The 13732-nt window shown below is 51.8% G+C and carries 11 protein-coding genes; 9 read left to right on the top strand and 2 right to left on the bottom strand.

Annotation, left to right across the window (positions count from 1 at the left end; genetic code table 11):
* Positions 1-68: 68 nt before the first annotated feature.
* Positions 69-1493, bottom strand: a complete 1425-nt coding sequence (gene glnA / locus FYJ24_RS04230) for a type I glutamate--ammonia ligase (RefSeq protein WP_154544062.1) — start codon at positions 1491-1493, stop codon at positions 69-71.
* A 375-nt stretch (positions 1494-1868) separates the two neighbouring features.
* Here glnA and uvrC point away from each other — a divergent pair, with 375 nt between their 5' ends.
* The 8 genes from uvrC (at position 1869) to secG (ending at position 10379) form a co-directional block, all read left to right on the top strand.
* Complete coding sequence (uvrC, locus tag FYJ24_RS04225; protein ID WP_404814694.1) at positions 1869-3848, top strand: excinuclease ABC subunit UvrC; 1980 nt, start codon at positions 1869-1871, stop codon at positions 3846-3848.
* Between the two features lie 26 nt (positions 3849-3874).
* A complete protein-coding gene (gene rapZ / locus FYJ24_RS04220; RefSeq protein WP_154544058.1) occupies positions 3875-4816 on the top strand; it encodes an RNase adapter RapZ in 942 nt (313 codons plus the stop codon).
* A gap of 6 nt (positions 4817-4822) precedes the next feature.
* Positions 4823-5827 carry a gluconeogenesis factor YvcK family protein gene (locus FYJ24_RS04215; protein ID WP_154543898.1) on the top strand — a complete coding sequence of 335 codons (1005 nt, stop codon included), beginning with the start codon at positions 4823-4825 and terminating at the stop codon, positions 5825-5827.
* Positions 5828-5853: 26 nt separating this feature from the next.
* Entirely contained in the window at positions 5854-6837 is a 984-nt protein-coding gene (gene whiA / locus FYJ24_RS04210; protein ID WP_318656537.1) for a DNA-binding protein WhiA, read from the top strand.
* 178 nt (positions 6838-7015) lie between these two features.
* Positions 7016-8020 (top strand): type I glyceraldehyde-3-phosphate dehydrogenase, encoded by a 1005-nt coding sequence (gene gap / locus FYJ24_RS04205; protein WP_318656524.1) that lies wholly within the window; start codon positions 7016-7018, stop codon positions 8018-8020.
* Between the two features lie 95 nt (positions 8021-8115).
* The gene (locus FYJ24_RS04200) at positions 8116-9306 is read left to right on the top strand and encodes a phosphoglycerate kinase (protein ID WP_154544054.1); all 1191 of its coding nucleotides are present in this window, start codon (positions 8116-8118) and stop codon (positions 9304-9306) included.
* A gap of 3 nt (positions 9307-9309) precedes the next feature.
* The gene (gene tpiA, locus FYJ24_RS04195; protein WP_154543896.1) at positions 9310-10086 is read left to right on the top strand and encodes a triose-phosphate isomerase; all 777 of its coding nucleotides are present in this window, start codon (positions 9310-9312) and stop codon (positions 10084-10086) included.
* 50 nt (positions 10087-10136) lie between these two features.
* Complete coding sequence (secG, locus tag FYJ24_RS04190; protein ID WP_318656536.1) at positions 10137-10379, top strand: preprotein translocase subunit SecG; 243 nt, start codon at positions 10137-10139, stop codon at positions 10377-10379.
* 204 nt (positions 10380-10583) lie between these two features.
* Here secG and tkt read toward each other — a convergent pair whose 3' ends face one another.
* Positions 10584-12659 (bottom strand): transketolase, encoded by a 2076-nt coding sequence (gene tkt / locus FYJ24_RS04185; RefSeq protein ID WP_318656523.1) that lies wholly within the window; start codon positions 12657-12659, stop codon positions 10584-10586.
* Positions 12660-12789: 130 nt separating this feature from the next.
* Here tkt and xerD point away from each other — a divergent pair, with 130 nt between their 5' ends.
* On the top strand, positions 12790-13710 hold the full coding sequence (gene xerD / locus FYJ24_RS04180) for a site-specific tyrosine recombinase XerD (protein ID WP_404814693.1): 921 nt from the start codon (positions 12790-12792) through the stop codon (positions 13708-13710).
* Positions 13711-13732: the final 22 nt, after the last annotated feature.

The following is a 13732-nucleotide window of genomic DNA, read 5'->3' as shown; positions in this document are numbered from 1 at the left end:
CCGCGCAAAAGTGAGGGGTGGCAGACCAACACGGTCTGCCACCCCTCACTTTGTAATGGTTTGAGCGATTACACGGTGTAGTAAAGCTGGAACTCTAAGGGATGTGGATATACGCGGAAAGGAGCGACTTCTTGCGTGTCCTTGAGTTCTAACCACGCATCAATGAGGTCTTCGGTGAATACGTCACCTTCCATAAGGAATTCATGGTCAGCTCGCAATGCTTCAAGTGCCTTTTCCAGTGAAGTAGGCAGTTTGGCAATATCTGCGTATTCGGCTGGTGGAAGCTCGTAAAGATCTTTATCGATGGGGGTTGCTGGTTCAATACGGTTGCGAATACCGTCAAGACCCGCCATCAAGCATGCTGCGAAAGACAGATATGGGTTTGCCGATGGGTCCGGCACTCGATATTCGACGCGCTTTGCTTTAGGTGATGTTCCAGTAACGGGGATACGTATACATGCCGAGCGGTTTCGGGCCGAATAGACCAGGTTGACGGGAGCTTCAAAACCCGGGACTAAGCGTCTGAATGAGTTAATCGAAGGGTTTGTGAAAGCGAGCAATGCTGGCGCATGTTCTAGAAGACCACCGATAAACCAGCGGGCAGTATCAGAAAGCGATCCGTAGCCTCGCTCGTCAAAGAAGAGAGGCTCTCCGTCTTTCCACAACGACATATGGGTATGCATGCCCGAGCCGTTATCTCCGAAGATGGGCTTCGGCATAAAGGTTGCCGATTTGCCGAAAAGGTCGGCAGTGTTCTTGATGACGTACTTAAACTTCAGCATATCGTCACCTGCTTGAGTCAGGGGAGCGAAGCGATAGTTGATTTCCTGTTGTCCGGGTGCCCCAACCTCATGGTGAGCGCGTTCAACGATCAAACCGACCTCAGCCATATGTGCGCTCATTTCGTCGCGAATGTCTGCGTAGTGGTCTTGTGGCGGAACAGGGAAATAGCCTCCCTTTGTGGCTAGCTTATGTCCAAGGTTTCCACCTTCTTCGAAGGAGCCAGTATTCCAGGGTGCCTCAACTGAATCGACTTTGTAAAAGGTGGATTCAGGGGAAATCTGAAAGCGAACATCGTCAAATAGGTAGAACTCAGCTTCTGCACCAATGAAACAGGTATCTGCAATACCTGTTGCTTTGAGATAGGCCTCAGCTTTTGCTGATACTTGTCGAGGATCTCTAGAAAAGGGCTCCCCTGTAAAAGGATCGACGATAGAAAAGATGATGACAAGGGTTTTTGCCTGCCGGAACGGGTCGATAAAAGCTGAGCTGACATCCGGGACTAGCTTCATATCTGACTCATGGATGGCCGTGAAGCCACGAACTGACGAGCCATCGAACATTACGCCATCGGTCAGTGCTGAACCAGTGAACTCTGATGCCGGAACGGTGAAGTGCTGTTGGGTTCCAGGGAGGTCGCAGAAGCGAACGTCAATGAATTCGACATTTTCTTCCTCGATATATGTGATGATCTCTTCCGCATTGCTGAACATGTGAGGTCCCTTCATGTCAGATAGATACCCTGAAGCTCGGGTGATGACATGTGCAGAATATCGCCCTTGGCGAATACCTGGGGGAGGTCGTTCCACCATACGACCACCCTAATCTTGGCATAGTATTTACGCCTATTTTAATAATTGGACATTGGTGCTGATGAAAGGCTTTTGATTAGGAACAGTCTGCGTGCCAATATGACACATCTCTCATTACCGTGTGCGGATTTCTCAGGTTTGCGCTATAGGAACTCTAATTTGGGAAGGTGTCTACAGTACAATAGTTTGCCCGATTTTTACTAAAACAATAGATACGTATGACTCATGCTAGCTGGCGGCTGGTTGAATTCACGTTAGAATCTGTGAGAAAGGTGAATGATGAGTGAGGAATACTTGGCGTGGCGGCCACCAACGCGTGATATCCCCACAACCCCCGGTGTCTATCGTTTTCTCGATGCTGAGGGACGAGTCATCTATGTGGGGAAGGCAAAGAATCTTAGGGCTCGCCTGACCAATTACTTCCAAGATCCTGCGCTACTGCACCCTCGGACTGCCCAGATGGTCGCTACCGCGCGTTCAGTGCAGTGGACGATCGTGAACACCGAGATTGAAGCTCTCACGTTGGAGTACCAGTGGATCAATCAGTTATCACCTCGTTTTAATGTCATCTTTCGTGACGACAAGTCCTATCCCTACCTGAGTGTCACTATGGGGGAAGAGTTTCCTCGGGTGGCAATATCGCGAGATCGCAAGCGGAAAGGGACGCGGTATTTCGGGCCCTATGCAAAGGTGTGGGCGATTCGCGAAACAATAGATCTTCTTATTGATGCATTTCCAGTAAGAACATGTTCGGCGGGAGTGTTTCGGCGTGCCCAGGCACAGGGGCGTCCATGCCTTTTGGGGTATATCGACCGCTGTTCGGCTCCTTGCGTTGGACGAATAAGTCCCGAGGATCATCGAAAACTAGCTGAAGATCTATGTCATTTTATGGAGGGAAACGCTCAACCCTTCACCCGTAATCTTGAACAGCAAATGAAAGTGGCGGCCGCAGCACAGAACTATGAGCTAGCGGCAAAAAAACGCGACCAACTTACGGCGTTGCGAAAGGTACAAGAACGCAACCAGATTGCATTTGAAAAACCAATAGACGCCGATGTCTTCGCGCTAGAAGGGGACGAACTCGATGTCGCCGTTCATGCCTTCTATGTTCGAGGCGGACGCGTGCGAGGCACACAAGGGTGGGTCATCGAGAGAGTGGATGAACGAACTAAAGAACAGCTTCTTGGTGAGCTCCTAGAAAGAGTCTACCTAGAGAGAGCAGAACGCCACGATACGAAGAAACAAGCGCCAACGTCGATTGATGATGTAGCGCACACAACGATTGATGCGATTCCACCATTACTGTTGGTGTCCCAGATGCCCACAAACCACGCTTTTCTCGAGGAATGGCTTAGCACCGTACGTGGTAGCACAGTGAAACTCAATGTTCCGGCCAGAGGGGAAAAAGCTCGCTTTGTCGAAACAGTCTCAGACAATGCCAGCCATGCACTACAGGTATATCGCACGAAGCGGGCGGGAGATGTTACACAACGCGGCGTCGCACTTGAAGAACTACAGGAAGCCTTAGGTCTAGAATCTGCACCTTTGAGGATCGAATGCTTCGACATATCGCATACTGGCGGACAACATCGCGTAGCGTCAATGGTCGTGTTTGAAGATGGCGCGCCCCGTAAAGACGCATATCGAACATTTAACATTGTTGATGAAGAAGAAAAAAATGACGATACAGCCGCGATGTCTCAAGTTCTTCGACGTCGTTTTTCCCACGCGGAAGACTCCACAGTGGCTCAACCAGTATCGGGGGCTATCGACGCTGACACCGGTAGGCCTCGCCGCTTCTCTTATCGCCCTGATCTTCTTGTAGTCGACGGCGGGCTACCGCAAGTCAATGCGGCTGCAGAAACACTACGGGAGATAGGGGTGACAGTCCCCGTCGTAGGTTTGGCCAAACGTCTCGAGGAAGTGTGGATTCCGAATGTGCCCTACCCAGTTATCTTGCCGCGTTCATCGGCATCACTTTACCTCTTGCAGCATTTGCGCGACGAATCCCATCGGTTCGCGATTAGAAAACACCGGGCAAAGCGAGGTAAGGCTCAAACGCGCTCTGCTCTCGATGCAATACCCGGGCTTGGCCAAACACGACAAAAGGATCTTTTGAGAACTTTTGGCTCGCTGCGGGCTATCCGAGAGGCCAGTGTTGAGCAATTGCAGGCTGCACCCGGTATCGGTCCATCTTTAGCAGGTACAATCCATGAGGCTTTATCGGCAGCAAAAAAAGTAGAAGCCTCGCAGTGACTGCTTCAAAGTGGCAAGCTAGAGATATGGAAGCTGGCCAAGACCCCCTCACAGCACCGCAGGGTTTACCTCTATTAGACCAAAGCGGTGAAGCAGAACCGGTGCCTACGCCACCGGAAATACTCATTATTTCTGGGCGTAGTGGCGCTGGGCGCAGCCAAGCCGCTAACGCACTCGAAGATCTGGACTGGTATGTAGTCGACAACATTCCGCCGACTCTTTTGCCACACCTTGCTGGAATGATGACTTCCGGCGGTGAAGGTGTCCATCGATTGGCAGCGGTTGTTGACGTGCGCGGACGCAACTTCTTTCGCGATCTCGAACAAGTCTTAGACACCTTGCGTGATACGGGAATTCCCTACCGACTAGTTTTCCTTGATGCCGACGACTCAGAACTAGTGAGAAGATTTGATTCATCGCGGCGCCCGCACCCACTTCAAGGTGAGGGGCCTCTCCTGGAAGGTCTAGAAGCTGAGCGACAACTGCTGGCACCATTGAAGAGCAGGGCCGATGAGGTAATCGACACTACCAATTTCTCAATTCATGACCTTTCACGACATATGCGAGGGGTGATTGCTGGCGAAGGTGAACGTCCAGTCATGATTACCGTGGAGTCTTTTGGCTTCAAACATGGCGTACCACTAGATGCCGATCAAGTAGTGGATGTGAGATTTCTAAAGAATCCTTACTGGGTAGAAGAGTTGCGCCATTTGACTGGTCGCGATGAGCCGGTTGCAGACTACGTAATGAGCCAGGAAGGCGCCAGGCATTTTGCGGAGACCTACGCAGAATTAATCGACAGTGCTATTCCTGGATATCAACGGGAACTGAAACCATTTGTTACTGTGGCAGTCGGATGCACAGGTGGACGCCATAGGTCGGTTGCCATGAGTGAGCATATTGCACACGCATTGCGTGAAAGAGGGCATCATGTCCAAGTTCGACATCGAGATTTGGGCCGAAAGTAGAGGAATATGTCGCTGTTGGATTCACAGGGATGGCCAGTCAGGGGCGAAGCCGGACAGAAGGTTGTCGCGTTCGGTGGAGGGCATGGACTTAGCGCCACTCTCAAGGCTCTGCGTCACCTCACCCATCAACTGACAGCGGTGGTAACCGTCGCAGACGATGGTGGGTCATCGGGTCGGCTCCGCGAAGAGATGGGAGTTCTTCCCCCCGGGGACTTACGAATGGCGTTAGCTTCTCTGTGCGACGACTCCGAATGGGGATTGACATGGCGTGACCTGATGCAGCTTCGTTTCAAGACGGGAGGCCCACTGACCGATCACGCACTAGGCAATCTTCTCATCACAGGCTTATGGCAAATGTTTGATGATCCTGTCGTAGGCTTAGACTGGGTTGGGCGACTGTTGCAGGCCCACGGGCAAGTAATGCCAATGTCTTCTGTCCCAGTTGATATTGAGGCTGACGTTATTTTTGAGGGTGAAACACGCGTTGTTCGTGGTCAAAGCGAAGTAGCAACAACCGGGCACCGCATCACGGATGTTCGGCTATTGCCAGAACATCCCCCGGTTCCCTCTGCCGTGATTGAAGCAACGGCCGAAGCAGAATGGGTCGTATTAGGTCCGGGTTCTTGGTACACCTCAGTTCTTCCGCACCTTCTGGTAGAAGACCTTCATCGGGCACTTGTGACAACTGCTGCACATCGCGCATTGGTGCTTAACCTCGCCCCCCAGAGCGGGGAAACAGACGGCTTTTCCCCCGCAGACCATGTACGAGTGGTCCATAGTTATGCCCCCGATTTTAAGCTTGATATTGTCATTGCGGATCCAACCGCTGTCGACGATGTTGACGATCTCGTGGAAGCATGTGAGCTTTTGGGAGCGCGACTGCTTTTGCGGCAAGTACGTACCGGGTCAGGATTGCCCGTTCATGATCCGCTGCGGTTGGCAGCAGCGTTTAGGGACGCTTTTGATGGATATTTAGGAGAAGTTGGGGAATCAGAAGCATGGCTGAGTTAACGACCGAGTCTGCACGCAGAATGCCGATTTCTTTGACATCAACGATGAAAGAAGAATTGGCGAGATTGCGTCCGCAGACGCCCACACAAGCAGCAGCGGAAGTATCGACGCTTTTACGTTTCTCTGGTGGATTACACGTTGTTGGGGGGCGTATCGTCATTGAGGGAGAAGTCGATTCACCACTCGTAGCACATCGACTGCGGACGTTCTTGCGACATCTGTATGGTGCGGAATCTGCGGTAGTAGTGGTTAGCGGGGGTGCTCTTAAAAAGGGCAGTAGGTATGTCGTGCGCATCGTGAAAGGTGCAGAAGGAATCGCGCGCCAAACCGGACTTATTGATGGAGGCGGCAGGCCGGTTCGCGGGCTACCGCCTAGTGTGATAGGTGGCGGCATTGATGAGACAATAGCGGCTTGGCGTGGCGCATTTTTGGCTCGCGGTTCTCTCATGGAACCGGGACGTTCTTCCTCGCTTGAAGTGGGGTGCCCGGGGGCCGAATCAGCACTGGCACTGGTTGGCTGTGCGCGGCGTCTAGGAGCTGTCGCGAAAGCAAAAGAAGTTCGAGGCGCTGATAGAGTGGCCGTTCGTGATTCCGAAGCAATCGGTATTCTTATCGAAAAAATGGGAGCGCAGCACACACACGAACTATGGCGCCAACGGAAAGAAAAGCGCGAGGCTAGGGGAGCAGCCAACCGGTTAGCTAATTTCGATGATGCGAACCTGCGGCGCTCTGCCCGAGCTGCGGTGGCTGCGGGAGCTCGCGTGCAAAGGGCTTTCGAAATACTTGGCGATACCGTGCCAGACCACTTACGCGAAGCCGGAGAACTTCGTCTGTCATACAGGCAGGCCTCCCTAGAAGAACTCGGTCAGCGTTCAAATCCCAAATTAACAAAGGATGCAGTAGCCGGACGTATACGCCGATTGCTGGCTATGGCCGACAAAGTAGCTTCGGAAGCAGGTATACCTGATACAGAAGCAGCATTAACACTCGAAATGTTAGAGGACAACTGAATGTGTAGGACCTCGGTCCCGTGGCAAAATGATGCGAAAACACCAGTTGGACCAGGACTGCGAAATCTGCACTAAACGGTGTAAATTAGAAGTGCCTGAAAGCAGGTTGCCACCGCCTCGTAAATCGCGTGGCGGTAACTGACAAGAGTGCCCCGTGTGGCACAGCAGGAGGACAATAGTGACCATCCGCGTAGGAATCAACGGCTTCGGTCGTATCGGGCGTAACTTCTTCCGCGCCATTAAGACCCAAGGCGCAGATATTGATGTCGTAGCTGTCAATGACTTGACCGACCCGAAGACTCTCGCTCACCTACTAAAGTACGACTCAGTACTGGGCAAGTTTGACGAGGAAGTAACCTCAAGTGATGACTCCATCACCGTTGCTGGTAAGGAGATCAAGGTTCTTGCAGAGCGCGATCCTGCCAACCTTCCTTGGGGCGACCTGGGTGTTGACATCGTCATCGAGTCCACTGGCTTCTTCACCAATGGAGAAAAGGCTAAGGCTCACCTTGACGGTGGTGCAAAGAAAGTCATTATCTCTGCTCCCGGTAAAGAAATTGACGGTACTTTCGTTGTGGGCGTAAATGAGAAGGAATACGATCCCGCTTCGATGAATATTATCTCGAATGCTTCGTGCACCACGAACTGCCTGGCTCCTTTGGCTAAGGTTCTCAATGATGCATTTGGCATTGAGCGTGGTCTGATGACCACCATCCACGCATACACCGGTGATCAGCGTCTACTCGATGCTCCTCACTCAGATTTGCGCCGTGCTCGTGCAGCGGCTCTCAATATCGTTCCCACCTCGACAGGTGCGGCTAAGGCAGTTGCCTTGGTTCTGCCCGAACTGGCTGGCAAGATGGACGGCTATGCACTGCGCGTTCCCGTTCCCACGGGTTCCGTTACAGACCTTTCCTTCATTTCGGCAAAGCCTGTCACTGCTGAAGAGGTCAATGCAGCTGTCAAGGCTGCGGCTGAGGGTGATCTGAAGGGAATCCTTGAGTACTCTGAGGCACCCCTGGTCTCAAAGGACATCGAAGGTGATCCTCACTCTTCGATCTTTGATGCCCAGCTAACCAAGGTTATTGACAACGAAGTAAAGGTTGTCTCTTGGTACGACAATGAATGGGGCTACTCAAACCGCCTCGTTGACCTTACCGTTTACGTCGGTAACCGTCTCTGAGCTAGTTTTGCTGAGTGGATTTACGCCCGTGTGTATTACGCGCGGGCGTAAATCTATGAAGCGGCTGCTACTACTGAATTGAGGAGCAATATATGCTGAGGACCATCGATTCCCTCGGTGATGTGGCTGGCAAGAAGGTGCTAGTCCGTTCCGACTTTAATGTGCCTTTGAAAGACGGGGTAATCACCGACGACGGCCGTATTCGTGCCGCACTACCTACGCTTAACCGACTGCTCGACGCAGGCGCTGCCGTCATTGTCATGGCTCACCTGGGACGCCCCAAAGGGCAGGTCAACCTCGACTTTTCGTTGGCGCCAGTTGCCGCACGTTTAGCTGAACTTCTGGATACAGAGGTTTTTCTTGCTGATGACGTGACCGGCCCTTCGGCCGTTGCTGCTGCTGAAGAACTTGAGCCAGGACAGGTTCTGCTACTAGAGAATGTTCGGTTCGACCCGAGGGAAACCTCTAAAGATGATGCCGAGCGCGGTGAGCTTGCCGATGAGTTGGCGGCATTGGCTGATGTCTATGTTTCAGATGGATTCGGTGTCGTGCACCGGAAGCAAGCCTCCGTGTACGACATTGCTCAAAAACTGCCGAGCGCAGCAGGAGAGTTGGTTGTCAAGGAAATCGATTCGCTGTCTAAAGTGACGTCGGACCCTGAACGCCCCTATGTCGTCATCTTGGGAGGCTCAAAGGTCTCCGACAAACTCGGTGTTATCGCCAATCTTCTTACCAAAGCTGACTCTTTGATTATTGGTGGGGGAATGGCATTCACGTTCCTGGCAGCGCAGGGATACGGGGTTGGAAAATCTCTCCTTGAGGCTGACCAAATCGACACCGTAAAAGGATACTTGGCCGAGGCCGAGAAGCGTGGTGTGAAGATCGTACTCCCCATTGACGTTGTGGTAGCACCGGAATTCGCGGCAGATGCTCCGGCAACCGTCGTTCCGGTAGATGCGATTCCTGAAGATCAGATGGGCCTTGATGTGGGTCCTGAAACTCAGGCTCTTTTTGCCAGCTACATTGGTGATGCGAAGACTGTTGCGTGGAATGGTCCTATGGGAGTGTTCGAATTCGAGGCTTTCTCGGGCGGGACTAAAGCAGTTGCAGCCGCACTTGAAAAAGCTAGCGCATTCACGGTCGTAGGCGGAGGCGATTCAGCAGCAGCTGTTCGTATCCTTGGATTCGATGAAGAAAAATTCTCACATATTTCAACAGGTGGCGGTGCTTCTCTGGAGCTTCTTGAAGGAAAAGTCCTTCCCGGCATCGCAGTTTTGGAGGACTAAAACATGACACGCAAGCCAATAATGGCGGGTAACTGGAAGATGAACATGGATCACTTAGAGGCGATCCAATTAGTTCAAGGCCTGGCCATGGAACTTTCTGATAGAAATTTCGATTTCTCTACTGAAGTCGTTGTTATCCCTCCATTTACTGATCTGCGTTCCGTGCAGACGACTGTGGATGGCGACAATCTCAAGATTAAATATGGCGCGCAAGACGTGTCGCTCTTCGAATCGGGTGCTTATACCGGTGAAGTCTCCGCTCAGATGCTCAAGAAACTAGGATGCTCTTACGTAGTAGTGGGGCATTCCGAGAGGCGTGAATACCACAACGAAAGTGACGAACTTGTTGGCCAAAAGGCTCAGGTTGTGGCCGCCAACGGAATGGTTCCGATTATTTGCTGCGGTGAAGTTCTGGAAATCCGCAAGGAAGGCAACCATGTATCGCATGTGGTTGGCCAAGTCAAAGCAGCCCTTCAGGGTTTCACTTCCGACCAGGTCAAAGAACTTGTGATTGCCTATGAACCAGTGTGGGCGATCGGGACCGGTGAAGTGGCTACTCCTGCTGATGCTGAAGAGGTATGTAAGGCCATTCGCGAGCTTGTCGCAGCCCTATACGACCAAGATGTTGCTGATGCAATCCGTATTCTCTACGGCGGTTCAGTCAATTCAAAGAACGTCAAAGAACTGATGGCTCAGCCTGATGTTGATGGCGGTTTGGTGGGCGGAGCCTCGCTCAAGGCCGACGAATTTGCAAAGATTGCTGACTATCAGAATCTCTGAGCTAGACTACATCGTAGTCTGAATTACTACCGAGGAGCCTCGTGGACATTATCAACATCATCAAGTGGGTTTTAGTGGTTTTTATCGTACTAACCAGCCTGCTTCTTATCCTCACTGTTCTTATGCATAAGGGCCGTGGAGGCGGTATCTCAGACATGTTTGGCGGCGGTATCTCAAATACTGCGGGCTCGTCAGGCGTGGCAGAGAAGAACCTTAATCGCATTACCGTCGGTGTTTTGGTGATTTGGTCAATCTGCGTAGTCTCTTACGGAGTGCTTATCAACTACTGGTGAGTATCAAGCAGCACAAAAATCCCGGGCCTGCTCGATGGAAGAGCATACCCGGGATTTTTGTTTTCCCTTTCCGCGCGTTACTGAGTCATAAAACTGAACCAAGGCCAATACTGTGGCAGATGTTAAGGTTTTAAGTAGGGGGGTTTAACGTATGAAAAATAGGCGAGGAGCTTACGTAAGCTCCTCGCCTATTTTTCATGTTGGCTAGTTATTCAAGGTGCTTCTTGCTGCAGCCACAACTGCATCTGTTGTAATACCAAATTCCTCAAACAAAACGCCTGCCGCACCGGGTGCACCAAAGGTCTCAATAGAGACGGTCTTACCTGCGTCACCGACATATTTCAGCCAAGGTGCTGCCAAGCCGGCTTCGACAGAAACGCGGGCCTTGACTTCTGGAAGAAGTACCGAGTCACGGTAGTCTTTGTCTTGCTGATCAAACCATTCCATGCATGGCATCGACACGACGCGCGCGGCTACACCTTCTCTTCCTAGTACTTCGCGTGCAGCCAAGGCTAGGTGAAGTTCTGAGCCTGATGCCATCAAGATAACATCAGGAACGTCTTCAGAATCAGCGATAATGTATCCGCCGCGCGCAACGCCCTCAGCAGAAGCCAGGCCCGTTTCAGCATTCCGACCCGGATTAGGAAGGTTCTGGCGAGTCAAAATGAGCCCGGCAGGTCCATTCTTTTCAAGGATGTTTTTCCATGCTTGAGCTGTTTCGTCGGCGTCGCCAGGGCGAACAATGGCTAAGTTAGGTATAGCTCTATAGGCCGCCAAATGTTCTACCGGTTGGTGGGTCGGGCCATCCTCGCCCACACCGATTGAATCGTGGGTCCATACATAGGTAACCGGTAGGTTCATCAACGAAGCCAGACGTACTGCTCCGCGCATGTAGTCTGCAAAGACAAAGAATGTAGCGCCGTAGACCCGGGTGAGACCATCGGAGGCCATACCATTCATAATGGCACCCATACCGTGTTCGCGAACACCAAAGTGGAGATTACGCCCGTAAAGATCGGCAGGGAACATCTTTGATCCGCGAGAGGGAGGGAGGAAAGACCCCTGTCCCTTCATATACGTATTATTAGAACCAGCTAAGTCAGCCGAACCTCCCCATAGCTCAGGAATCGCACCAGATATTCCATTGAGAACGGCCCCTGAAGCTGAGCGCGTGGCAAGATCTTTGCCAGCTTCGAAAACTGGGAGCGAGGCTTCCCACCCCTTGGGAAGTTCGCCTGTACGAATCCGGTTAAAGAGCTCCACCTTATCTGGATTGCCTGCGGCCCACTTCCGGAAAGCTTCATCCCATTGTTCCTGAGCTTCATTAGCGCGAATGAGGGCATTTTCTCGAGTATATTCGACGATCGCAGGATCAACGTCGAACATCTTTTCTGGATCGGCCCCGAGAGCCTTCTTTAGTGCCGCAAGTGATTCTGAGCCGAGCTTAGCGCCGTGAATGCCACCAGTGTTTTGTTTGTCAGGGCTTGGCCATCCAATAATGGTGCGTAAAGCAATAATTGATGGCTTGGAAGTTTCGGATTTAGCAGCATCAATTGCATCGGCAAGAGAAACGACGTCCTCCTGGTACTCACCATTATCCTGGAGCCAATTGACCCTCTGTGTGTGCCAGCCGTATGCTTCAAATCGTGCTAGAACATCCTCGTTGAAAGCAATATTCGTGTCGTCTTCGATTGAAATATGGTTGTCGTCATAGATGAGGATGAGATTTCCTAGTTGCTGCGTGCCCGCCAATGAAGCTGCTTCGGAGGCGACGCCTTCTTGCATACATCCGTCCCCTGCAATCACATAAACGTCGTGATCGAATGGAGACTGCCCAAGGGGAGTCTCAGGATCGAACATTCCGTGTTCGCGGCGGGCTGACATCGCCATGCCGACAGCTGCACCCAAGCCCGAACCGAGTGGACCTGTTGTGATCTCGATACCAGCTGTGTGCCCTCGTTCGGGGTGTCCGGGTGTCTTTGATCCAAATGTGCGGAACGATTGGAGATCTGACATTTCCATATCGACACCAGCAAGATAGAGCTGAACGTACTGCAGTAGAGAAGCATGTCCCGCAGAGAGTACGAAACGATCGCGACCCACCCACTGTGGATCGCGAGGGTCAAAACGAAGATACCGCTGATATATGAGGTATGCTGCTGCAGCTAAAGAAATTGGGGTTCCAGGATGCCCGGAACCGGCCTCTTCAACGGCATCTGCTGCAAGAAGTTTCGCGGTCGTTACCGCTCTATCATCACGTTCATCCCACTTCAGGGCCACAACGGTTCTCCATTCTTTTTCGACATCGAAATGTACGAAAGCAAGTCTAGTAGTTACAAAGGCGGAAAAAATAACGGTCCATTGTCCGTGTTTGCGGCAAAGGTAACATGGGTGGAGAAAGAGAGCGGGCGTGGTGAAAGAAGAGTTGCAATACATAGATTGGTTTATTGACGACCTTCGGGTTGTGAAGGGAGCGTCCAACCACACGCTGAGCAACTACTCTAGGGATTTAGAACGATACAGAGAAGCAATGATAGCTGCTGGGATACATCACTGGAATGATGTGACCGACGCGGTGCTGGAAACCTATATCAATAGTCTTACTCAGGGTGAACGCCCCTTAGCTGCAAGCTCGATCGCTAGGTCTCTTGCGGCAATTCGATCTTTTCACCGGTGGCTGCGAAAAGAAAATCTTTCATCAGCGAACCCGGCGCAGCATGTGCGAGCTCCTAAGCCGGGGCTCCGCCTGCCTAAGGCACTCACTGTGGCAGAAACAGAAGAACTACTCATGGCAGCTCGTGGTGAAGGCGCAAGGCCGATAAGGGATGCTGCACTCCTTGAGCTTCTGTATGCAACTGGCGCGCGGGTCAGTGAAGTCGTTTCCTTGAGTGTTGATGATTTTTATGAATACGGAGATATCACCGTCGTTCGGCTGTTGGGAAAGGGTGGCAAAGAGAGGATGGTTCCGGTGGGAAAATACGCTATGGAGGCACTTGATGCCTATCTCACCCGATCCAGGCCCACTTTGGCTGCTGCGGGTAAAGGGACTCATTATCTTTTCCTCAACTTGAGAGGTGGAGTTTTGAGTCGACAGAGTGTCTGGGAGATTATTCGTAAAGCCGCCGAAAGAGCTGGGATTACCAAGGAGGTGTCACCTCACACCTTGCGCCATTCCTTTGCTACGCACCTTCTTGAGGGGGGAGCATCCGTGAGAGAAGTGCAAGAATTATTAGGCCATGCAAGTGTGACAACCACTCAGGTATATACCAGACTGAGTCCACAAACCCTTCAGGAAGTTTATCGTTCAAGTCATCCTCGGGCACTCACATAGCCGACGATGAACTAGAATCGAG

It is taken from the genome of Scrofimicrobium canadense, assembly GCF_009696615.1.
In the GTDB taxonomy this organism is placed as follows: Bacteria; Actinomycetota; Actinomycetes; order Actinomycetales; family Actinomycetaceae; genus Scrofimicrobium; species Scrofimicrobium canadense.
This window is presented reverse-complemented; position numbering and strand designations above follow the sequence as displayed.